This window comes from Cupriavidus taiwanensis (assembly GCF_900249755.1).
GTDB lineage: Bacteria > Pseudomonadota > Gammaproteobacteria > Burkholderiales > Burkholderiaceae > Cupriavidus > Cupriavidus taiwanensis_D.
This window is the reverse complement of the sequence record NZ_LT976853.1, coordinates 3,207,389-3,230,121: the sequence shown is the minus strand read 5'-3', so window position 1 is coordinate 3,230,121 and position 22,733 is coordinate 3,207,389. Positions and strand designations below refer to the sequence as shown.

Annotated in this window: 20 protein-coding genes; 16 read left to right on the top strand and 4 right to left on the bottom strand. The window is 68.5% G+C overall.

The window, feature by feature from the left end; translation table 11 throughout:
• Positions 1–15: 15 nt before the first annotated feature.
• The 4 genes from CBM2594_RS14785 to CBM2594_RS14770 form a co-directional block, all read right to left on the bottom strand.
• Complete coding sequence (locus CBM2594_RS14785; RefSeq protein WP_116357484.1) at positions 16–462, bottom strand: hypothetical protein; 447 nt, start codon at positions 460–462, stop codon at positions 16–18.
• Positions 459–962 (bottom strand): MarR family winged helix-turn-helix transcriptional regulator, encoded by a 504-nt coding sequence (locus CBM2594_RS14780; protein WP_116357796.1) that lies wholly within the window; start codon positions 960–962, stop codon positions 459–461. Before CBM2594_RS14780 ends, CBM2594_RS14785 begins: the two co-directional genes overlap by 4 nt.
• A gap of 144 nt (positions 963–1,106) precedes the next feature.
• Entirely contained in the window at positions 1,107–2,108 is a 1,002-nt protein-coding gene (locus CBM2594_RS14775; protein WP_116357483.1) for a Bug family tripartite tricarboxylate transporter substrate binding protein, read from the bottom strand.
• A 171-nt stretch (positions 2,109–2,279) separates the two neighbouring features.
• Positions 2,280–3,413: a porin gene (locus tag CBM2594_RS14770; RefSeq protein ID WP_116357482.1), complete on the bottom strand. Its 1,134-nt coding sequence runs from the start codon at positions 3,411–3,413 to the stop codon at positions 2,280–2,282.
• Between the two features lie 335 nt (positions 3,414–3,748).
• On the opposite strand from CBM2594_RS14770, the gene coq7 reads away from it, so the two are divergent.
• From coq7 to ftsZ, 16 genes are all read left to right on the top strand, one after another.
• Positions 3,749–4,372 (top strand): 2-polyprenyl-3-methyl-6-methoxy-1,4-benzoquinone monooxygenase, encoded by a 624-nt coding sequence (coq7, locus tag CBM2594_RS14765; protein ID WP_116357795.1) that lies wholly within the window; start codon positions 3,749–3,751, stop codon positions 4,370–4,372.
• Positions 4,373–4,809: 437 nt separating this feature from the next.
• Positions 4,810–5,238, top strand: coding sequence for a division/cell wall cluster transcriptional repressor MraZ (gene mraZ, locus CBM2594_RS14760; protein ID WP_018006227.1), 429 nt, complete (start codon positions 4,810–4,812; stop codon positions 5,236–5,238).
• A gap of 7 nt (positions 5,239–5,245) precedes the next feature.
• Positions 5,246–6,256: a 16S rRNA (cytosine(1402)-N(4))-methyltransferase RsmH gene (rsmH, locus tag CBM2594_RS14755; RefSeq protein ID WP_116357481.1), complete on the top strand. Its 1,011-nt coding sequence runs from the start codon at positions 5,246–5,248 to the stop codon at positions 6,254–6,256.
• Positions 6,253–6,564, top strand: coding sequence for a cell division protein FtsL (ftsL, locus tag CBM2594_RS14750; protein WP_116357480.1), 312 nt, complete (start codon positions 6,253–6,255; stop codon positions 6,562–6,564). Before rsmH ends, ftsL begins: the two co-directional genes overlap by 4 nt.
• Positions 6,564–8,369, top strand: coding sequence for a peptidoglycan D,D-transpeptidase FtsI family protein (locus CBM2594_RS14745; protein WP_116357479.1), 1,806 nt, complete (start codon positions 6,564–6,566; stop codon positions 8,367–8,369). The genes ftsL and CBM2594_RS14745 overlap by 1 nt, the downstream gene beginning before the upstream one ends.
• Before the next feature lie 10 nt (positions 8,370–8,379).
• Positions 8,380–9,951: a UDP-N-acetylmuramoyl-L-alanyl-D-glutamate--2,6-diaminopimelate ligase gene (locus tag CBM2594_RS14740; protein WP_116357478.1), complete on the top strand. Its 1,572-nt coding sequence runs from the start codon at positions 8,380–8,382 to the stop codon at positions 9,949–9,951.
• Positions 9,948–11,348: a UDP-N-acetylmuramoyl-tripeptide--D-alanyl-D-alanine ligase gene (locus CBM2594_RS14735; protein ID WP_116357477.1), complete on the top strand. Its 1,401-nt coding sequence runs from the start codon at positions 9,948–9,950 to the stop codon at positions 11,346–11,348. The genes CBM2594_RS14740 and CBM2594_RS14735 overlap by 4 nt, the downstream gene beginning before the upstream one ends.
• 13 nt (positions 11,349–11,361) lie before the next feature.
• Positions 11,362–12,531 (top strand): phospho-N-acetylmuramoyl-pentapeptide-transferase, encoded by a 1,170-nt coding sequence (mraY, locus tag CBM2594_RS14730; RefSeq protein WP_092306204.1) that lies wholly within the window; start codon positions 11,362–11,364, stop codon positions 12,529–12,531.
• 64 nt (positions 12,532–12,595) lie between these two features.
• Complete coding sequence (locus CBM2594_RS14725; RefSeq protein WP_116357476.1) at positions 12,596–14,131, top strand: Mur ligase family protein; 1,536 nt, start codon at positions 12,596–12,598, stop codon at positions 14,129–14,131.
• Positions 14,128–15,369: a putative lipid II flippase FtsW gene (ftsW, locus tag CBM2594_RS14720; protein WP_116357475.1), complete on the top strand. Its 1,242-nt coding sequence runs from the start codon at positions 14,128–14,130 to the stop codon at positions 15,367–15,369. The genes CBM2594_RS14725 and ftsW overlap by 4 nt, the downstream gene beginning before the upstream one ends.
• Positions 15,366–16,436 carry an undecaprenyldiphospho-muramoylpentapeptide beta-N-acetylglucosaminyltransferase gene (gene murG, locus CBM2594_RS14715; protein ID WP_116357474.1) on the top strand — a complete coding sequence of 357 codons (1,071 nt, stop codon included), beginning with the start codon at positions 15,366–15,368 and terminating at the stop codon, positions 16,434–16,436. Before ftsW ends, murG begins: the two co-directional genes overlap by 4 nt.
• A gap of 21 nt (positions 16,437–16,457) precedes the next feature.
• Positions 16,458–17,876 (top strand): UDP-N-acetylmuramate--L-alanine ligase, encoded by a 1,419-nt coding sequence (murC, locus tag CBM2594_RS14710; protein WP_116357473.1) that lies wholly within the window; start codon positions 16,458–16,460, stop codon positions 17,874–17,876.
• Positions 17,873–18,856, top strand: coding sequence for a D-alanine--D-alanine ligase (locus tag CBM2594_RS14705; protein ID WP_116357472.1), 984 nt, complete (start codon positions 17,873–17,875; stop codon positions 18,854–18,856). The genes murC and CBM2594_RS14705 overlap by 4 nt, the downstream gene beginning before the upstream one ends.
• Before the next feature lie 27 nt (positions 18,857–18,883).
• Positions 18,884–19,810 carry a cell division protein FtsQ/DivIB gene (locus CBM2594_RS14700; protein WP_116357471.1) on the top strand — a complete coding sequence of 309 codons (927 nt, stop codon included), beginning with the start codon at positions 18,884–18,886 and terminating at the stop codon, positions 19,808–19,810.
• The gene (ftsA, locus tag CBM2594_RS14695; RefSeq protein WP_010814765.1) at positions 19,807–21,039 is read left to right on the top strand and encodes a cell division protein FtsA; all 1,233 of its coding nucleotides are present in this window, start codon (positions 19,807–19,809) and stop codon (positions 21,037–21,039) included. The genes CBM2594_RS14700 and ftsA overlap by 4 nt, the downstream gene beginning before the upstream one ends.
• 180 nt (positions 21,040–21,219) lie before the next feature.
• Positions 21,220–22,413 carry a cell division protein FtsZ gene (ftsZ, locus tag CBM2594_RS14690; protein ID WP_116357470.1) on the top strand — a complete coding sequence of 398 codons (1,194 nt, stop codon included), beginning with the start codon at positions 21,220–21,222 and terminating at the stop codon, positions 22,411–22,413.
• Positions 22,414–22,733: the final 320 nt, after the last annotated feature.

Here is a 22,733-nt window from a genome sequence, read left to right as displayed (position 1 = left end):
CGGGGCGGTTCAGCGTCAGCACTCGTTCGATGGCGCCAGCCGCGCCTCCTGGCCGCCGTCGGGGTAGATCACGCGCACGCAGGCGCCAGGCTCCAGCCCCGGCGCCGCCGGTGCGTTGGCCGACACCATCGCGCCATCCAGGGTACGCACCTTGTACTGGAACAGGTCCACCTGCTGCACCGCCGCCGGCTTGTTGAACAGCCGGCTCAGGTCGAAGGCAAAGCCCACGCCCACCCCGCCACCGCCGCCGCCGCCCGCGGCACCCACGCCGACGCTGGTGCCGCCGCCGTAGTAAGGGGGCACCTGAGCCACGTCCAGGCGGGTCAGGAACACTTTTTCCGTGACACGGCCGAGCTTGATGGTGGCGTTCACCGGGGTAACCTGCGGCGGCTGCGGCGTGCTGCTGCAGGCGGCCAGCACCGGCAGCACGCCGCACAGGGTCAGGATGGCAAGCGGTTTCATGGCGAGATCAGGCCGGATTTGAGCCGGCCAAGCAGTCGGAACAAGGCGCGCCGGTCGGTCTCGGCCAGGCCCGAGAACAGTTGCCCGACCCAGTCCTCATGCGCGCGCGCCATGCGCGAGAACGCGGCGCGCCCGGCCGGCGTCAGGCGGATCAGGTAGGCGCGCCGATCGGTGGGCAGGGCCTCGCGCGAGACCAGCCCTTCCTGCTGCAGCTGGTCGGTGATGCCCGTGACGTTGCCGCCGGTCACCATCATGCGGCGCGACAGCTCGCCCATCTTGAGCCCCTCGGGATGGCGGTCGAGCTGCGCCATCAGGTCGAAGCGGGGCAGGGTGCAGGCAAAGTCCTGGCGCAGCCGCGAGCGGATATCGGCCTCGATCAGGTTGGTGCAGGTCAGCAGCCGCAGCCACAGCCGCAGGGCCTCGTGCTCGGTGTGGTCGGCGCGGGTTTCGAGGTCGACCGGCGCGCTCTCGGCGCCGGTGGTGGGAGACAGGTTGGGCATCTTCAGTGCGGCCTGGTGTGGCAGGTGTGCGGCAAGCGCCGCCAGGGGCCGCCCACGCTGCGGGCGGCCGACATTTGATGCCTCAAGTATATGCGCGATGCGGGCCGCGGCCCTGCCGGCGATCAATCCAATGCCAGTCCGGCGTCAATCCACCTTGGCGCCCGAATCCTTGACCACCTTGGCCCATTTCGTGGTTTCGGCGCGGATGAAGGCGGCGAACTGCTCCGGCGTGTTGCCGATCGGCTCGGCGCCCTGCGCCTGCAGCCGTTCGCGCACCGCCGGCGCGCCCAGCGCCTTGGCCACCTCCTGCTGGATGCGCTGGATCACGTCCGGCGGCGTGCCCGCCGGCGCCAGCATGCCGAACCACGAGCTGGCCTCGTACTGCGGCAGGCCGGCGGCCTGGGCGATGGTCGGCACGCCCGGCAGCGCCGGCGACGGCCTGGCGCTGGTCACCGCCAGCGCCTTCAACTTGCCGCTCTTGATCAGCGCCATCGACGACGGCAGGTTGTCGAACATCACCTGCATGGTGCCGCCCGCGAGGTCGGTCAGCGCGGGGCCGCTGCCCTTGTACGGGAAGTGCACCATGAAGGTCCGGGTTTGCGTCTTGAACAGCTCGCCGGCCAGGTGGATCGAGGTGCCGTTGCCGCTCGAGGCCATGTTGATCTTGCCCGGGTTGGCGCGCGCATAGGCAACCAGGTCCTTGACGCTGTCGATCTTGTTCTGCTGCGCAAAGGCCGGGTTGAGCACCAGCACGTTGGGCACCGCCGCCACCTCGGTGATGGGGGCGAAGTCCTTGATCGGGTCGAATGGCAGCTTGCCGTACAGCGACTGGTTGATGCCATGGGTGCCGACCGTTCCCATCAGCAGCGTGTAGCCGTCGGGCGCGGCCTTGGCGACGATGTCGGCGCCGATATTGCCGCCGGCGCCGGGCTTGTTGTCGACCACGACGTTCCAGCCGGGCAGCTTGGCCAGTTCGGCCGCCACCGCGCGCGCCAGGATGTCGGTGGTGCCGCCGGCGGCGAAGGGCACCACCAGCCGGATCGGCTTGGCCGGGTACGGGTCGGCGGCCAGCGCCGGCTGGCCGGCAAGCGCGCCGAGGCTGGCGGACAGCAGCAGCGCAACGACGCGCCGGCGATTGGGTTGCATGCTCGGTCTCCTGGTGTGGCCCGCTGGATGGCACCGCGGTGCGTAGCGTCAGTGCATTCTAGTCGGCACCCGCGGCGGCGCCGATGAGGTGATGCCCTATGGCGCGCGCGGTGCCGGCAATGAAAAAAGGCACCCGGAGGTGCCTTGCAGGGATCGGCCTGGGAAGGCGGATCAGAACTTGTGGCGGATACCCAGGGCGACGCCGACCATGTTGTCCTTGCCGGCGCCCAGGAAGTAGCCGTTGGCGAAGCTGATGGCCGAGGTGTCGAAGTTGACGCCGGCGTTCTTCGAGTAGGCGGTGGTCAGGTACACGTCGGTGCGCTTGGACAGGTTGTAGTCGGCGACAAACGAGATCTGCCAGGGGTTCTTGATGTTGTTGGTGGCGCCGTTGGCGGCCAGGTTCAGGTTCTTGACGTCGTCATAGAAGTAGGCGAGCGTCAGGCCCAGCGCCGGCGTGACCTGGTAGTTGGCACCGACCCAGTAGTAGTTGTCCTTCAGGATGTTGTTGTCGTTGGCGGCCTTGTTCATGCCCCAGCGGTAGCCGGCCATCAGCTTGGCCGGGCCGAAGGCGTAGCTTGCGGCGACGGCGGCCTTCTTGAAGTCGCCGGTGCCGCCGGCGGCGTTCAGGGTCGGGTTGTACTGGTCGTACGCGGCCGAAATGCCGAACGGACCAGCGGCCCACGCCAGGCCGGCACCGTAGCCGGTGTCGCGGCGGAACTGGCCCGGGACTTCGCCGCCGCCGGCGACGCCGTTGCCGAACGACCAGTGGGCGATCGCCGTCACCGGACCGAACTTGCCGGTGTACTTGGCGGTGTTGTCCGAGCGGAAGTTCAGGCCCAGCTGCGCCACCACCGGCTCATACTGGGTGGCGTAGCCGGTCGGCGAGAAGTTGGCCATCATGTCGAACAGCGTGGTGTACTGGCGACCGAAGGTGAAGCGGCCCACCTGGGCGCTTTCCAGGCCGACATACGCCTGACGACCGAACAGGCGGCCGCCTTGCTGCGACCGGCCGTCATCGAGACCGAAACCGCTTTCGAGCACGAACAGCGCCTTCATGCCGCTGCCGAGGTCTTCCACGCCGCGCAGACCCCAACGCGAACCGGACAGGCCGCCCGAGGTCAGGCGGAAGGCGTTTTCAGCCGGACCGACTGCCAGGCCGTTGGCGGCCGACGGCGTGACGCTGGACATGTTGCTCACGTATTCGATGTTGGCATCGACCACCCCGTACAGGGTCACGCTCGATTGGGCCTGCGCCGCCCCAGCAAATGCGCCAAGCGCTGCCAGCGCCAGAAGCGATTTCTTCATGCTCGTTGATCTCCACTGTAAGAATTATTGGTGACGGCGCGGAGGAACCTCCTGATGGTCTCCATCCCCCGTGCGTCAAACTTCCTTGGAAGTTGCGAAGTACTCTAACAAACAACTTTTCGTTCACCATTGGGGCCCAACCCCTTGTCTTGTTTTAACAACTCAGGGTTTCTGAGTAGCCGGGCGTATCAACGCAAGGCGGGATGCGGGCTGGCGGCGATTAGAGGCAAGCTACAATACGGGTAATCCCGATGGCGCCCCGGCGTGCCGCGCCGCGGCCGCGCACCCCACCATGGCAGGGGCTGCCGGGCACCGAGACCAACCGCCTCTGCGACATGGATACCCTGATCAAAGAATTCGACGTGGCCCTGCGCGCCATTGCCGGCGCCACGCGCTCGGCGCGCGCCAACCCGGCTGACCGGCTGGCGCCGGACACCGAACAGATGAGCGCCGAGGAACGTCGCCACGTGGCCGGCCTGATGCGCATCAACCATGTCGGCGAGGTCTGCGCGCAGGCCCTGTACCAGGCGCAGAAGTTGACCGCGCGCAATGCAGCCGTACGCGCGCAGATGGACGCCGCCGCGCGCGAGGAAGAAGACCACCTGGCCTGGTGCGCCGAGCGCCTGCGCGAGCTGGGCTCGCGTCCCAGCCTGCTCAATCCGCTGTGGTACGCCGGCGCCTTCGCCATCGGCTGGGTCGCGGGCCGTGCCGGCGACCGCGTCAGCCTGGGCTTCGTTGCCGAGACCGAGCGCCAGGTGGAACACCACCTCGGCGGACACCTGGACCGCCTGCCCGAATCCGACGGCCGCTCCCGCGCCATCCTCGAGCAGATGCGCGACGACGAGATCCGCCACGGCGACGCCGCGCGCGATGCCGGCGGCATGCCGCTGCCCGCGCCGGTGCGGGCGCTGATGCGCGGCGCATCGCGCGTGATGACCACCGCCGCCTACCGGATCTGAGCCGCGCCGGCCGGGCCCGGCCGGCTCCCGACCGGCCCTGGATTCAGCAGGGCTGGCGGGCAATTGTTGTATCCTCAGGGCACGCGCCGGAACCGGTCTTTCCGGCGCGGTCGGCAGTTCCTCCGCAAGTGGTTCTCAGGTGGTTTCTCTGCTTTCCTCCCTAAGATCTTCATTTCATTAAGGATTCACTTTTACGGTGCGTGAGGTGTGCGCGCTAAGTCATTGTTCTGATTAAAAAAATCTCGTTTGCACCCCGTCCTGCAGCCTTGACCGCCCATATCGCTTCCTCTAAAGTGGGAAATAGTGTGAGGAAGTGTATTTTTGTGTGAAATTGGGCCCCGGCCATGGGATGATTCTCACCATAGTCGGAACGGAAGGATTCACGCGCATGCCGGCCGGCGAACCATTCGCGGCGCCGGCGTGGACCGGGAGCGAGCTTGTTTCAGGGAGCATCGGCGCTGTCGCTGGATGCCAAGGGGCGGATGTCCATTCCGTCGCGGCATCGCGAAGCGCTGCAACAGCAGGCCGAGGGCCGGGTGACGCTGACCAAGCACCCGGATGGCTGCCTGCTGCTGTTTCCCCGGCCCGAGTGGGAAAACTTCCGCACGCGCATTGCAGCGCTGCCGATGGATGCGCACTGGTGGAAGCGCATCTTCCTGGGCAACGCCGCCGACGTGGAAATGGACGGCGCGGGCCGGGTGCTGATCGCCCCGGAGCTGCGCAGTGCCGCCATGCTCGACAAGGAAGTCATGCTGCTCGGCATGGGCAGCCATTTCGAAGTGTGGGATGCCGCAACCTACGCCGCCAAGGAACAGCAGGCGATGGCGCAGGGCATGCCCGAAGCATTGAAGAATTTCTCTTTCTGAAGAGGTCATGAGTCCTACCGGAACCCCGGCAACCCCCGCCCTGCACCATCGCACCGTGCTGCTGGACGAGGCCGTCGACGCTCTGGTCTGGCGACCCGACGGCGTGTATGTCGACGGCACCTTCGGCAGGGGAGGGCACAGCCGGGCGGTACTGGCCCGGCTGGGGCCAGACGGGGCCCTGGTTGCGTTCGACAAGGACCCAGCAGCAATCGCAGAAGCGGGCACCATCAAGGATGCCCGCTTCTCCATTGAGCACGCGAGCTTTGCGGCGATGGCCGAGCGCCTGTCCGGGCGTGGCCATGTAGCCGGCGTGCTGCTCGACCTGGGGATCAGCTCGCCCCAGATCGATGAGGCGGCGAGGGGGTTTTCCTTTCGTTTCGAGGGCCCGCTGGACATGCGCATGGACACCACGCGCGGCATCACTGCCGCCCAGTGGCTGGCGCAGGCGGATGAGCAGGACATTGCCAGGGTGATACGAGACTATGGGGAAGAACGGTTTGCTGTACAGATTGCAAAGGCGATTGTTGCTCGCCGGAGCGAATCCGGCGATGGCGGACCCATCGCCACTACTGCCGACCTTGCCGCGCTCGTGGCGAAAGCCGTCAAAACACGCGAGAAGGGTCAGGACCCTGCGACCCGCACCTTTCAGGCTCTACGGATTCACATCAATCAAGAGCTTGAGGACCTCGAAAGAGGGCTGAAGGCGGCGTATGACCTGCTGCAGGTAGGGGGACGCCTGGTGGTGATCAGCTTCCATTCGCTGGAGGACCGCATCGTCAAGCGGTTCATGGCGGCGCACGCCCGTCCCCAGCAGGATGCCGATCCGGCGCTGCGCCGCGCGCCGCTGCGCGCGGCCGACCTGCCGCAACCGACGCTGCGCCTGCTCGGCCGCTACAAGCCGGGCACCGAAGAGGTGGCCGCCAACCCGCGCGCGCGCTCGGCGGTGATGCGCGTGGCCGAGAAGCTGGCCCCCGCCACCCCGGCCGCCCCGGCGGCACGTGGAGGTCCGCGCGCATGAACCGCCTGACCTTCTTCCTGCTGGCCGCGCTGATCCTGTGCGCGCTGTCGCTGGTGAGCGCGCAGCACCAGGCGCGCACGCTGTTCGTCGCGCTCGAGCGGGCCCAGGCCGAAGAAAGGCAGCTCGATGTCGACTGGTCGCGCCTGCAGTACCAGCAGAGCGCGCTGGGCAAGAGCGCGCGCATTGCCGATGCGGCGCGCGCGCAGCTGAAGATGGCGCCGGTCAACCCCGGCAAGACCCAGTACCTGTCCGGCATCGTGCTGCCGCCGGCACCGTCCGCGCCGGCCAGCGCAGCGGAGGCGCGCTGATGAGCATGGCCCGCCCCAACCCGCCCCGCCGTGACCGCAACGGCACCGCCTCGCGCCCGCGCAGCGGCCAGTTCGCGGCCAGCCCGGTGCTGGGCTTGCGCCTGCCGATGTGGCGCTCCAAGCTGGTGGTGTTCCTGATGTTCGCCGCGTTCGCCGCGCTGGCGGTGCGTGCCGCGTGGATCCAGGGGCCGGGCAACCAGTTCTACGAGGCCGAAGGCAAGAAGCGCTTCCAGCGCACGCTGGAACTGCCGGCCACGCGCGGCAAGATCCTCGACCGCAACGGCCTGGTGCTGGCCACCAGCCTGCCGGTCAAGGCGATCTGGGCGGTGCCCGAGGACGTGCCCAACCAGGTCGAGGCCGCCAAGATCCGCCAGCTGGCGAGGCTGCTCGGCATGTCCGAGAAAGAGCTGGGCAAGAAGCTGTCCGAAGACAAGGGCTTTGTCTACCTGAAGCGCCAGGTGCTGCCCGACGTCGCCGACAAGATCGCCGCGCTGAAGATCGAAGGCATCCACCAGACCCGCGAGTACAAGCGCTTCTACCCGGAAGGGGAGGCGATGGCGCATATCGTCGGCTTCACCAACGTCGAGGACCGCGGGCAGGAAGGCGTCGAGCTGGCGCGGGAGAGCGGCCTGGCCGGCCGCGCCGGCGCGCGCCAGGTGATCAAGGACCGGCTTGGCCGCGTGGTCGAGGACATCGGCGTGCTGAAGACCCCGCGCGACGGCGAGGACATCCAGCTGTCGATCGACGCCAAGATCCAGTATCTGGCCTACAACGAGCTCAAGGCCGTGGTCGAGAAGCACAAGGCCAAGGCCGCCAGCGCGGTGGTGCTCGACGCCCAGACCGGCGAGGTGCTGGCGCTGGCCAACTGGCCCACCTACAACCCCAACGACCGCACCCGGCTGTCGGGCGAGCAGCTGCGCAACCGCGTGCTGACCGACACCTTCGAGCCCGGCTCGATGATGAAGCCGATCACGGTGGGGCTGGCGCTGCAGCTCAAGCGCGTGTCGCCGTCGACGGTGATCGCCACCACCGGCAAGTACCAGTTCGAAGGCGCCACCATTACCGATACCCACAACTACGGCGCGCTCACCGTCACCGGCGTGATCCAGAAGTCGTCCAACATCGGCACGACCAAGATCGCGATGATGATGAAGCCGCAGGAAATGTGGGACATGTACACCAGCATCGGCCTGGGGCAGGCGCCCAAGATCGGCTTCCCCGGCGCGGTGGCCGGGCGCGTGCGCCCGTACAAGAGCTGGCGCCCGATCGAGCAGGCCACCATGTCGTACGGCTACGGCCTGTCGGTGTCGCTGTTCCAGATGGCGCATGCCTACACCATCTTCGCGCATGACGGCGAGCTGATCCCGGTCACCATGTTCCGCACCAACGGTCCCGCCACCGGCGAGCGCATCCTGTCGCCGCAGGTGGCGCGCGACGTGCGCGCGATGATGGAAACCGTGACCGCGCCCGGCGGCACCGCGCCCGAGGCGCAGGTGATGGGCTACCGCGTCGGCGGCAAGACCGGCACCGCCTACAAGCATGAAGGGCGCGGCTATAACCGCAGCAAGTACCGCGCCTCGTTTATCGGTCTGGCGCCGATGTCGAACCCGCGCATCATCGTCGCCGTCAGCGTGGACGAGCCCACCGCCGGCAGCCACTACGGCGGCCTGGTGGCCGGCCCGGCGTTCGCGGCCATCACCGGCGGCACGCTGCGCGCGCTGAACGTCCAGCCCGATTCCCCGATCCGCCAGCTGGTGGTCAGCGACAAGGTGCAGGAAAGCGAACCGTGGAGCTCGACCCAATGAGATCGACCCGATGACGGCCAAGCCCCTGCTCCCTCTCGAGGTCACCGCCCAGGCCAGCAACGCGCTGGCCTGGCTGCGTACCAACGTGGCCGCCGCGGCGCAGCTGAGCGGCGATACCCGGCGCCTGGCGCGCGGCGATGTGTTCTTCGCCTACGTGCTGGGCAACACGCGCCTGGCCACCGACGGCCGCCCCTATATTGCCCAGGCGATTGCCGCCGGCGCGGGCGCCGTGGTCTATGAGGCCGACGCCTTCGACTGGCCCTTCGGCGACGCCGTGCCGCACCTGGCCGTGAGCCGCCTGCACCAGCTGGCCGGCCCGATCGCCGCCGGCTGGCACGGCAATCCGGCGCGCGGCCTGGCCGTGACCGGCATCACCGGCACCAACGGCAAGACCTCGTGCAGCCAGTGGCTGGCGCGCGTGCTGCAGGCGACCGGCACGCCCTGCGCGGCCATCGGCACGCTCGGCACCGGCTTCCCCGACGCGCTGCAGGCCACCGGCTTCACCACGCCCGACGCGGTGCAGCTGCAGGCCAGCCTGGCCGCGCTGCACGACGCCGGCGCGCGCGCCGTGGCGATGGAAGTGTCCTCGCACGGCCTGGAACAGGAGCGCGTGGCCGGCACGCATTTCTCGGTGGCGGTGCTGACCAACCTGACCCAGGACCACCTCGACTACCACGGCTCGATGACGGAATACGAGACCGCGAAGGCGCGCCTGTTCCGCTGGGACGGCCTGCGCACGGCGGTGATCAACCGCGACGACGCCATGGGCCAGCGTTTGCTCGCCGCCGACGCCGCCGCGATCGGCGCGCCGCACGTGATCGAGTACGGCATCGACGGGCCCGCCGCCACCACGGTGCGCCGCCCGCGCGGCGCATGGCTGCGTGCGACCAACGTTCGCGCCACGGCTACCGGCACCGCCTTCCATATCGACGGCAGCTTCGGCCATGCGGAGGTGGTGACGCCGATGATCGGCGCTTTCAATGTCAGCAACCTGCTGGCAGTGCTGGGCGCGGCGCTGGCCAACGGCGTGGCGTGGGACGCGGCGATTGCCGCGCTGCGCACGCTCGCGCCGGTGGAAGGGCGCATGGAACTGTTCGGCGCCGGCAGCGGCCACGACGCCGTGCAGGCGCCGCTGGCCGTGGTCGACTACGCGCACACGCCCGACGCGCTCGAGCAGACCCTGGCCGCGCTGCGCCCGGTGGCGCAGGCGCGCGGCGGCCGGCTGTGGTGCGTGTTCGGCTGCGGCGGCGACCGCGACCCGATCAAGCGCCCGCTGATGGGCGCGGTGGCCGAGCGCCTGGCCGACGAAGTCATGCTGACCAGCGACAACCCGCGCAGCGAAGACCCGCAGGACATCCTGAACGCGATTGCCGACGGCATGGCCGAGCGCGCGCGCGCCCGCCAGATCGAAGACCGCGCCGCCGCCATCCTCTACGCCGTCCGGCACGCGGCGCCGGCCGACGTGGTGCTGGTGGCGGGCAAGGGCCATGAGGCCACCCAGGAGATCCAGGGCCGCAAGCGGCCGTTCTCGGATCGCGAACACGTACGGCTGGCACTGGCCACGCGCGGAGTATCGGCATGAGCCAGACCACTATGACCACCCTGCAGCAAGCCGCTGGCTGGATCGACGGCGCGCGCGTTCGCGGCGACGGCACCGTGCCGTTTGCGCGCGTGCATACCGACAGCCGCAGCGTCGAGCCCGGCGACCTGTTCGTCGCGCTGCAGGGCGAGCGCTTCGACGCGCACGACTTCATTGCCGACGTGGTCGCGCGCGGCGCCGCCGCGGTGCTGGTGAGCCGCGAGGTCGATGCCGGCGTGCCGGCCATCGTCGCGCCGGACACGCGTATCGCGCTGGGCCAGCTCGGCGCCGGCTGGCGCCGCCGGTTCACGCTGCCGGCGGTGGCGGTGACCGGCAGCAATGGCAAGACCACGGTCAAGGAAATGATCGCGGCGATCTTTGCCGAGGCGGTTGGCGCCGACCAGCGCCTGGCCACCGGCGGCAACCTGAACAACGATATCGGCCTGCCGCTGACGGTGCTGCGCCTGCGTGCCACGCACAAGCTGGCGGTGCTGGAACTCGGCATGAACCATCCGGGCGAGACGGTCTACCTGGCCGGCATCGCCCAGCCTACCGTGGCGGTGATCACCAACGCGCAGCGCGAGCACCAGGAGTTCATGGTCAGCGTGGAAGCGGTGGCGCACGAGCACGCCGCCGCGGTCGCGGCGCTGCCGGCCGACGGCGTGGCAGTGTTCCCGCTCGACGCGCTAAGCGGCGGCGCCTACGCTCCGGTGTGGCGCGCGGCCGCGGGCGCGCGCCGCGTGCTGTCGTTCGGCACCGCGCAGCAGGCCGACGTGCATGCCAGCGTGGCGCTGGTCGACGGCGTGCAGGTGATGCAGGTGCGCGCGCCGGGCCATGCCTTCGAGGTGCGGCTGGCGCTGCTGGGCGAGCACAACGTGCGCAACGCGCTGGCGGCGATCGCCTGCGCGCTCGCCGCGGGCGTGCAGGTGCCGGCAATCCAGTCGGGCCTGGCCGGCTTCAAGGCGGTAAAGGGCCGGCTGCAGGTCAAGTACACGCCGGCCGGCACCGTGGTGATCGACGACACCTATAACGCCAACCCCGACTCGATGCGCGCCGCCATCGACGTGCTGGCCGGGTTTGCCGCGCCGCGCGTGCTGGTGCTGGGCGACATGGGCGAAGTCGGCGACCAGGGGCCGGCGTTCCACGACGAGATCGGCGCCTATGCCCGGTCGCGCGGCATCGACGCGCTGTGGGCCACCGGCGAACTGGCGGTGCATGCGGTGCAGGCGTTCGGCGCCAGTGGCCGCCATTTCGGCAGCGCGGAAGACCTGGCAAAGGCCTTGGAGGAAGACAGCGGGGGCATGGTGGCGCAAGCGGGCGCCGTGCTGGTGAAGGGATCGCGCTTCATGCGCATGGAACGGATGGTCGCGGCGCTGGTCGCAGACACTTCCGCACACTAAATAAGACAACACGATGTTATTGGCTCTGGCCCAGTGGCTGCAAAACGACTACAGCTTCCTCCGGGTCGTCAACTACCTGACTTTCCGCGCGGTGATGGCCAACCTCACCGCGCTGGTGATCGGCCTGGCATTCGGGCCGTGGGTGATCCGCAAGCTGACCGAGCTGAAGGTCGGCCAGGCGGTGCGCACCATCGGCCCGCAGACGCATCTGGTCAAGTCCGGCACGCCGACCATGGGCGGCGTGCTGGTGCTGGTGTCGATCGCGGTGTCGACGCTGCTGTGGTGCGACTGGGGCAACCGCTTTATCTGGGTGGTGATGCTGGTCACGTTCGGCTATGGCGCGATCGGCTGGGTCGACGACTACCGCAAGGTGGTGTATCGCGACCCGCGCGGCATGTCGAGCCGCGAGAAATTTTTCTGGCAGACGCTGATCGGCCTGGTGGCCGCGGTCTACCTGGCGTTCTCGGTGTCCGAGAGCAGCAACGTGCGGGTCTGGGAGCTGTTCCTGAACTGGGTCGAGGGCGGGCTGTCGCTGGACATGCCGTACAAGTCCAACCTGATCGTGCCCTTCTTCAAGGAGATCAGCTACCCGCTGGGCGTGGCCGGCTTCATCGTGCTGACCTACCTGGTGATCGTGGGCTCGAGCAACGCCGTCAACCTGACCGACGGGCTGGACGGGCTGGTGATCATGCCGGTGGTGCTGGTCGGCGGCGGCCTGGGCGTGTTTGCCTACGTGATGGGCAACGCGGTCTACAGCAAGTACCTGCTGTTCCCGCATATCCCGGGCGCGGGCGAGCTGCTGATCTTCTGCTCGGCGCTGGGCGGGGCGGGGCTGGCCTTCCTCTGGTTCAACGCGCACCCGGCGCAGGTGTTCATGGGCGACGTGGGCGCGCTGGCGCTGGGCGGCGCGCTGGGCACGGTGGCGGTGATCGTGCGCCAGGAGATCGTGCTGTTCGTGATGGGCGGCATCTTCGTGGTCGAAACGCTGTCGGTGATGGCACAGGTCACGTGGTTCAAGATCACCAAGCGCCGCTATGGCGAAGGCCGGCGGCTGTTCCGGATGGCGCCGCTGCATCACCATTTCGAGCTGGGCGGCTGGAAGGAAACCCAGGTCACGGTGCGCTTCTGGATCATCACCATGCTGCTGGTGCTGATCGGGTTGTCGACGCTGAAGCTGCGTTAAGAAAGACGCTGCGCTGAACAGGCGCGGCTTGATCGATACAGGAAACCAAGGGCAGGAAATCGAAGTGTTTGGCGAGCTGCAAAAACCTCATGTGCTGGTACTGGGCCTCGGCGAGTCGGGGCTGGCCATGGCGCGCTGGTGTGGCCTGAACGGCTGCGCGGTGCGCGTGGCCGACACGCGCGAGGCGCCCGCCAACCTTGCCTTCCTGCAGGCCGAACTGACCTCGGCCGAATTCGTCGGCGGCGCGTTCGCCGAGGGCCTGCTCGACGGCATCGGCCTGGTGGCGATCAGCCCCGGCCTGTCTCCGCTTGATGCGGACACCGGCGCGCTGCTGGCCGCGGCGCAGGCGCGCGGCATACCGGTGTGGGGCGAGATCGAGCTGTTCGTGCGCGCGCTGCGCCACCTCGAAGCCGAGTCCGGCTATGCCCCCAAACTGCTGGCGATCACCGGCACCAACGGCAAGACCACCACCACCGCGCTGACCGGCCGCCTGGTCGAGCGCGCCGGCAAGAGCGTGGCGGTGGCGGGCAATATCAGCCCGTCGGCGCTGGACAAGCTGTCGGCCTGCATCGCCTCGGCTTCGCTGCCGGAGGTCTGGGTGCTGGAACTGTCGAGCTTCCAGCTCGAAACCACCCATACGCTGGCGCCGCATGCGGCGACGGTGCTCAACGTGACGCAGGACCACCTCGACTGGCACGGCTCGATGGAAGCCTATGCCGCGTCCAAGGCGCGCATCTTCGGCCCGGCCGGCCACGCCTGCGTGCAGGTGCTGAACCGCAACGACCGCCTGACGCTGGACATGGCGCGCCCCGGCGCGACGCCGGTGACCTTCGGCATCGACCTGCCGGAGGTGCCGGGCAGCTTCGGCATCCTGCGCGAGGGCGGCATGCCCTGGCTGGTGCTGGCCGAACCCGATCCCGATGCGGAAGGGGAGGGCAAGCCGCGCCGCCGCAAGGCCGCCGGAGTGGCCGCCGGAGTTGCCGCTGAGGTGGCCGCCGAAGCCGTGCCGGTGCGTCACAAGCGCCTGATGCCGGCCGATGCGCTGCATATCCGCGGCATGCACAACGCCACCAATGCGATGGCCGCGCTGGCGCTGTGCCGCGCCATCGGCCTGCCGATGAACGCGCTGCTGCACGGCCTGCGCGAGTACCGCGGCGAGCCGCACCGCGTCGAGTGGGTCGCCACCATCGACGACGTCGAGTATTTCGACGACAGCAAGGGCACCAATGTCGGCGCCACCGTGGCCGCACTGTCAGGCCTGGACAAGCGCGTGGTGCTGATCGCCGGCGGTGAAGGCAAGGGCCAGGACTTCTCGCCGCTGGCCGCGCCGGTGGCGCAGTACGCGCGCGCGGTGGTGCTGATCGGCCGCGCCGCGGCCGAGCTGCGCGATGCGCTGCAAGGCAGCGGCGCCAGCCTGGTCGACGCCGCCACGCTGGAAGACGCGGTGACGCAGGCCGCCGCGCTGGCCGAGGCCGGCGATGCGGTGCTGCTGTCGCCGGCGTGCGCCAGCCTCGACATGTTCCGCAACTACGTGCATCGCGCCGAGGTGTTCCGCGGCGCGGTGGAAGAACTGGCCCTGTCCCGGGGGATCCTGCCATGAGTGACGCACAGGTCAAGCGCAGCGGATTTATCGGCGCCACCATCGGCAATGCCTGGGGTGGCTTGCGCGATGCGGTGTCGGGCGTCAAGCCGACCCGCTCGCGCATGATGGAGTACGACCAGCCCATGCTGTGGGTCTCGATCGTGCTGCTCGCGCTCGGCCTGGTGATGGTCTATTCGGCGTCGATCGCGCTGCCGGATTCGCCCCGTTACGCCAACTACCGCGAAAGCCACTTCCTGGTGCGCCATGCGTTCGCGCTGGGGATCGGGCTGTCGGTGGGGCTGGCCGCGTTCCAGGTGCCGGTCAAGGTATGGGACCGCTACGCGCCCAAGCTCTTTATCTTTGCGCTGATCCTGCTGGTGATCGTGCTGGTGCCGTTCGTCGGCAAGGGCGTCAACGGTGCGCGGCGCTGGATTCCGCTGGGCGTGATGAACTTCCAGCCGTCCGAACTGATGAAGCTGGCGGTGGTGCTGTATGCCGCCAACTACACCGTGCGCAAGCAGGAGTGGATGCAGACCGTGTCCAAGGGCTTCCTGCCGATGGGCGTGGCGGTGGTGGTGGTGGGCATGCTGCTGCTGCTCGAACCCGACATGGGCGCGTTCCTGGTGATCGCCGCGGTGGCGATGGGCATCCTGTTCCTGGGCGGCATCAACGGCAAGCTCTTCGCCGGGCTGGTCGGGGTGGCGATCGGCGCCTTCGCGCTGCTGATCACCGCGTCGCCCTGGCGGCGCGAGCGGATCTTCGCGTACCTGAACCCATGGGAAGAGAGCAATGCGCTGGGCAAGGCCTACCAGCTGACGCATTCGCTGATTGCCTTCGGCCGCGGCGAATGGACCGGCGTCGGGCTGGGAGGCAGCATCGAAAAGCTGCACTACCTGCCCGAAGCGCATACCGACTTCATCCTCGCCGTGATCGGCGAGGAATTCGGCTTTATCGGCGTGCTGGTGGTGATCGTGCTGTTCTACTGGCTGGTGCGGCGCGCCTTCAATATCGGCCGCACCGCGCTGCAGCTGGACCGCACCTTTGCCGGGCTGGTGGCCAAGGGCATCGGCGTGTGGATCGGCTGGCAGACCTTTATCAATATGGGCGTGAACCTGGGCCTGCTGCCGACCAAGGGGCTGACGCTGCCGCTGGTCAGCTATGGCGGGTCGGGGATTTTGATGAACTGCGTGGCGCTGGCGATCCTGTTGCGTATTGATTACGAGAACCGGGTGTTGATGCGCGGAGGCAAAGTATGACGCAGCCACGCACCTTGCTCGTGATGGCCGGCGGCACCGGGGGACACGTGTTCCCGGGGCTGGCGGTCGCGCACGCGCTGCGCGAGCAAGGCTGGAAAGTGGTGTGGCTGGGCAACCGCACCGGCATGGAAGCCACGCTGGTGCCGAAGCACGACATCCCGATGGAGTTCATCCAGTTCGGCGGGCTGCGCGGCAAGGGGCTGGTGACCAAGTTCCTGCTGCCGCTGAACCTGCTGCGCGCGTTCTGGCAGAGCGTGGCCGCGCTGCGCCGCGTGCGTCCGAGCGTGGTGCTGGGCATGGGCGGCTATATCACCTTCCCGGCCGGGATGATGGCGTCGCTGCTGGGGCGGCCGCTGGTGCTGCACGAGCAGAACTCGATCGCCGGGCTGGCCAACAAGGTGCTGGCCAGGGTGGCCGATCGCGTGCTGTGCGCGTTCCCGGACACGCTGCCCGGCGGCGAATGGACCGGCAACCCGGTGCGCGAGGAACTGGCGCAGCTGGACGCGCCCGAGGCGCGCTACGACCAGCGCAGCGGCCCGCTGCGCATCCTGGTGGTGGGCGGCAGCCTGGGCGCCGCGGCGCTGAACGAGGTAGTGCCCAAGGCCATCGCGCAGTTGCCCGAGGGCGAGCGCCCGGTGGTCACGCACCAGGCCGGCGCGAAGCAGATCGACACGCTGCGCGCCAATTACGCCGCGGCGCAGGTGAGCGCGCAGGCGCTGCCGTTCATCGACGACATGGCGCGCGCTTACGCCGACGCGGACCTGGTGATCTGCCGCGCCGGCGCGATGACGGTGTCGGAAGTGGCGGCGGCGGGCGTGGCGGCGCTGTTCGTGCCGTTCCCGCATGCGGTGGACGACCACCAGACCACCAACGCGGAATTCTTGTCCAGGCAGGGCGCGGCCCTGCTGATGCAGCAAAAAGACCTGACGGCCGCAGGCCTGGCGCAGACCATCGCCAGCCTGACCCGGCCGCAGCTGAAAGACATGGCGCGCCTGGCGCGCGGACTGGCCAAGCCTGAGGCAACCCGGCGCGTCGCCGAGGTATGCAGCCAGCTGGCCAGGGACTGAAGTGAGCGAAGCAGCAATCCAATGAAGCATATCGTCAAGAACATCCACTTCGTGGGCATCGGCGGCGCCGGCATGAGCGGCATCGCCGAGGTCCTGCTGAACCTGGGATACAAGGTCTCGGGCTCCGACGTGGGCAACAATGCCGCGACGCGGCGCCTGGCCTCGCTGGGCGCCACCGTCATGCACGGCCATGACGCCGCCAACGTGAGCGGCGCCAACGCGGTGGTGGTGTCGACCGCGGTCAGCGGCGACAACCCCGAAGTGCTGGCCGCGCGCAGCCAGCGCATCCCGGTGGTGCCGCGCGCGGTGATGCTGGCCGAGCTGATGCGCCTGAAGCAGGGCGTGGCCATTGCCGGCACCCACGGCAAGACCACCACCACCAGCCTGGTGGCGTCGGTGCTGGCCGAAGGCGGGCTCGATCCGACCTTCGTCATCGGCGGCCGGCTCAACTCGGCCGGCGCCAATGCGCGCCTGGGCACCGGCGATTTCATCGTGGCCGAGGCCGACGAATCGGATGCCTCGTTCCTGAACCTGTTCCCGGTCATCGAGGTCATCACCAATATCGATGCCGACCACATGGACACCTACGGGCACGACTTTGCCCGGCTCAAGCAGGCGTTCATCGAATTCACCCAGCGGCTGCCGTTCTACGGCATCGCGGTGCTGTGCGTGGACGACCCCAACGTGCGCGAGATCCTGCCGTTCGTGTCCAAGCCGGTGGTGCGCTACGGCTTTGCCGAAGACGCGCAGATCCGCGCCGTCGATGCACGCGCGGTCGACGGCCAGATGCACTTCACCGTGCTGCGCCAGCTCAACGGCCATGCCGAGCCGCCGCTGGAGATCGTGCTGAACCTGCCCGGCCTGCACAACGTGCAGAACGCGCTGGCGGCGATCGCCATCGCCACCGAGCTGGAAGTGCCCGACGCCGCCATCGTCAAGGCGCTGCGCGAATTCCACGGCGTCGGCCGCCGCTTCCAGCGCTACGGCGAAGTGGCCACGCCCGACGGCGCCGGCACCTTCACGCTGGTCGACGACTACGGCCACCACCCGGTGGAAATGGCCGCGACGCTGGCCGCCGCGCGCGGCGCGTTCCCGGGCCGCCGCCTGGTGCTGGCGTTCCAGCCGCACCGCTTCACCCGCACACGGGACTGCTTTGAAGACTTCATCAAGGTGCTGGGCACGGTCGATGCCCTGCTGCTGGCCGAGGTCTACGCCGCCGGCGAGGCCCCGATCGTGGCCGCCGACGGCCGTGCGCTGACCCGCGCGCTGCGCGTGGCCGGCAAGGTCGAACCTGTTTTCGTGGAGCAGATGGAAGAGATGCCGCAGGCCATCCTGAATGCCGTACGGCCCGGCGATGTGGTCGTGACCATGGGCGCGGGCTCGATCGGCGGCGTGCCGGGGCAACTGGTGTCGCACCAGCAAGCAGGAGGCCAGCAATGAGCTTCGTCGCCCATCCCAATATCGATCCCAAATCGCTGGGCAAGGTCGGCGTGCTGCTGGGCGGGCGCTCGGCCGAGCGCGAGATCTCGCTGATGTCCGGCAATGGCGTGCTGGCCGCGCTGCAGTCGCGCGGCGTCGACGCGCACGGCTTCGACCCGGGCCTGCAGGGCGTGGCCGAGCTGGCCGCGGCCGGCTTCGACCGCGTCTTCATTGCGCTGCATGGCCGCTACGGCGAGGACGGCACCATCCAGGGCCTGCTCGAGCAGCTCGGCGTGCCGTACACCGGCAGCGGCGTGCTGGCGTCGGCGCTGGCCATGGACAAGCAGGCCACCAAGCGCCTGTGGATGACGCACGGCCTGGCCACGCCGCGCTTCGCCATGCTGCATGCGGAGACCGACTTCGACGCGGTGGCGGCCGACCTGGGCCTGCCGCTGATCGTCAAGCCGGCGCGCGAGGGGTCGTCGATCGGCCTGACCAAGGTCACCGCGGCCGACCAGATGCGCGCCGCCTTCGACAAGGCCGCGGCGCTGGACAACGACGTCATCGCCGAGACCTTTATCGACGGCGCCGAGCTGACCTGCCCGGTGGTGGGCGAGGGCGACACCGCCGAAGCGCTGCCGGTGATCCGCATCGTCGCGCCCGAGGCCAACTACGACTATCAAAACAAGTACTTTACTGACGATACCCAGTACTTGTGCCCGTCGGGCCTGGATGCCGAAGTCGAACGCGAAGTCCAGGCGCTGGCGGTGCAGGCCTACCGCGTGCTGGGCTGCCGCGGCTGGGCGCGCGCCGACGTGATGCTGCGCGCCGACGGCACCCCGTTCCTGCTCGAGATGAATACCTCGCCCGGCATGACCGGCCATTCGCTGGTGCCGATGGCGGCGCGCGCGGTCGGCATCAGCTACGAGGACTTCGTGCTGCAGGTAGTTGCCGCCGCCACGCTGGACCTGCATCCCAACGAACATTGGAAACCCGAATAACCCCACCCGACAGGACCGCACCGGACCATGTGGCATAACGCACGCCTGCTCAACCTGATCGCCTCCACGCTGTATGCGGTGGTGGCGCTGATGGCGCTCGCGGCGGGCCTGCTGTGGCTGGCGCAGCGGCCGGTGTTCGCCATCACGCACGTGGAGATCGGGCCGATCGACGGCGGCGCGCTGCGCCACGTGAACGCGCCCAGCGTGCGCGCCAGCGCGCTGGGCAAGCTGACCGGCAACTTCTTCACGCTGGACCTGAACGCGGCGCGCCAGGCCTTCGAATCGGTGCCGTGGGTGCGGCGCGCCAGCGTGCGGCGCGAATGGCCCAACGGGCTGGCGGTCGAGGTCGAGGAGCACGAGGCGCTGGGCACCTGGGGCGCGCCCGACAGCGGGCGGCTGATCAATACCTATGGCGAGATCTTTGTCGCCAACACCGCCGAGGCGGAAGAAGACGCGCAGCTGCTGGCGCTGGACGGACCGCCCGACAGCGAAGGCGACGTGATCGAAAAGCTCGAGGTCATGCGCCAGTGGTTCAAGCCGCTCAAGGCCGAGCCGCTGGCGGTGGCGCTGTCCGGGCGCTATGCCTGGCGCGCGCGCCTGTCCAACGGCATGGAGGTCGAGCTGGGCCGCGAGCAGAACGACGAGGACCGCACCGCGATGGACCAGCGCGTGCGCCGCTTCGTCGCGGCCTGGCCGCAGGTCACGCAGCAATGGGGCAGCCAGATCGAGTATGCCGACCTGCGCTATCCCAACGGCTTTGCCATCCGCGCCGCCAACGCGCGCTTCCTGACCGAGGCGCAGATCGCGGCGGCAGTGCGGGCCGAAAAGGCTGAAAGAGCGGCCAGGGCCAAGGCCGCGAATGCGGCCAGGCCAGGGGCGGCCGCAGCGGTTTCAGGTACTTCCAACAACAATCCGACGCGACTGAAGAGCAAGAACGCGGAGAAAACCCGATGAGCAAGGAATACAAGGACCTGTTGGTCGGTCTCGATATCGGCACCTCTAAGGTGGCGGCCGTGGTGGCGGAGCTGCGCCCCGACGGCAGCTACGAGGTGATCGGGATGGGCCAGTCCGAGTCCAAGGGTCTGAAGAAAGGGGTCGTGGTCAATATCGAGGCCACCGTGCAGTCGATCCAGAAGGCGCTGGAAGAGGCCGAGCTGATGGCCGACTGCAAGATTTCGGAGGTCTTCACCGGCATTGCCGGCAGCCACATCCGCAGCTTCAATTCCAGCGGCATGGTGGCGATCAAGGACAAGGAGGTCACGCAGACCGACGTGGCGCGCGTGATCGAGACCGCCAAGGCGGTCAATATCCCGACCGACCAGCAGATCCTGCACATCCTGACGCAGGAATTCATCATCGACGGCCAGGAAGACGTGCGCGAGCCCATCGGCATGAGCGGCATCCGCCTGGAAGTGAAGGTGCATATCGTCACCGGCGCGGTCAGCGCGGCGCAGAACATCGTCAAGTGCGTGCGCCGCTGCGGCCTGGAAGTGCACGACCTGATCCTGCAGCCGCTGGCTTCCAGCCTGGCGGTGCTGACCGAGGACGAGAAGGAACTGGGCGTGGTGCTGGTCGACATCGGCGGCGGCACCACCGACATCGCCATCTTCAGCGAAGGCGCGATCCGCCATACGGCCGTGATCCCCATCGCCGGCGACCAGATCACCAACGACATCGCGATGGCGCTGCGCACGCCGACGCCCGACGCCGAGGACATCAAGATCCAGTACGGCATCGCCAAGCAGGCGATTGCCGACCCGGACGACATGATCGAGGTGCCGGGCGTGGGCGACCGCGGCACGCGCACGCTCAGCCGCCAGGCGCTGGCCGCGGTGATCGAGCCGCGCATCGAAGAGCTGTACTCGCTGGTGCACCAGGTGGTGCGCGAATCCGGATATGAAGAACTGTTGTCGTCGGGCGTGGTCATCACCGGTGGGACCGCGATGATGCCGGGCATGGTCGAGCTGGGCGAGGACATCTTCCTCAAGCCCGTGCGCGTCGGCGTGCCCGAGTATCGCGGCAACCTGCACGAGGTGGTGAAGAGCCCGCGCTACGCGACGGTGATGGGCCTGCTGCTGGAAGGCCGCGTGCAACGCATGCGCGGGCGCAAGGTGGCGGTGCAGAGCGGGTCGGTCAAGCAGGTGTGGACCCGCATGAAGGAATGGTTCGTTGGCAATTTCTGAGCCGCGCGCGGATTTGACGCGCTGGCGCTGCAACGGTGCGCAGGCAGGACGGTCTACCGGACAGGCTTGCGTGCCACGTAAGGGTTTTCAGGTTTTCTTTTTTTGGTTTCTTGTTCAGAAACCAGGGGTTGCGGCGGGGAGGCCGCATCGTCTGGGGACTGATTTTTCTCGGAGGCAGTGATGGACTTTGACATGATCGAAACGGAAGTGCAGGACGGCACCATCATCAAGGTGGTCGGCGTGGGCGGCGCGGGCGGCAATGCCGTGCAGCACATGATCAGCCGCGGCGTGCAAGGCGTCGAATTCATCTGCATGAACACCGACGCCCAGGCGCTCAAGCGTTCGAGCGCTTCGCGCGTGCTGCAACTTGGCAATACGGGCCTGGGCGCCGGCGCCAAGCCGGAAGTCGGCCGCAACTGCGCCGAATCGGCCCGTGATCAGATTGCCGACGCACTGCGCGGCGCGCACATGGTCTTCATCACTGCCGGCATGGGCGGCGGCACCGGCACGGGCGCCGCGCCGATCGTCGCGCAGGTGGCCAAGGAGATGGGCATCCTGACCGTGGGCGTGGTCAGCAAGCCGTTCGACTTCGAAGGCGCGCGCCGCGCCAAGGTGGCCGAGCACGGTTCCAGCGAGCTGGAATCGAGCGTCGACTCGCTGATCGTGGTGCTCAACGAAAAGCTGTTCGAAGTGATGGGCGACGACGCCGAGATGGACAAGTGCTTCCAGTGCGCCGACGACGTGCTGCACAACGCGGTGGCCGGCATTGCCGAGATCATCAACGTTGACGGCCTGGTCAACGTCGACTTCGAAGACGTGAAGACGGTGATGGGCGAGCAGGGCAAGGCCATGATGGGAACGGCCACCGTGTCGGGCGTGGACCGCGCCCGCCTGGCGGCCGAGCAGGCCGTGGCCAGCCCGCTGCTGGAAGGCGTTGACCTGTCCGGCGCGCGCGGCGTGCTGGTCAACATCACCGCCAGCCGTTCGCTGAAGCTGTCGGAAACCAAGGAAGTCATGAACACCATCCGCAGCTATGCCGCGGAAGATGCGACCGTGATCTTCGGTACGGTGTACGACGACTCGATGAGCGATGCGCTGCGCGTGACCGTGGTCGCGACCGGCCTGGGCCGCTCGGCCAAGAAGCAACAGCCGATGACGCTGCTCAAGACCGGCACCGACAACATGCCGGTGCAGATGATGGCCAACATGAGCGCCGCCGCGGCCACGCACAGCTCGCCGGACTACAGCAACCTGGATACGCCGGCGGTGTGGCGCAGCTCGCGTGAGTCGGCATCGGCCCACGTGGCGGCGCTGCAGGAAAAGGGTGTGGATACGTACGACATCCCGGCCTTCCTGCGCAAGCAGGCAGACTGAAGCCTGCCTGGCGCGGCATCGGTGCCTCCACCGGCCGCCTGACGGAACGCGTCGCCTGGTCGCGATACACGTGCGCTCCCCATCCGCGCGTGCCTTGCATGGACTGACGTGAACCGCCGGGCTGCTGGCGGCGCCGCGCCTGCGCCGGACTGGCTTCACCCGCATCCCGTCGCCGGGTCGGGCGTGCCGCTGGCCGCCTCCCCGGACTGGTTTCCCGCCTTCCCGGTCGGGATGTATCGCCGTCCGCGCGGCGCACCCAAAAGGTGCGTCGCGCGGACGTCTTTGTAAGTTGCGCTGGCGCGAGCCCGTAGCATGGTTTC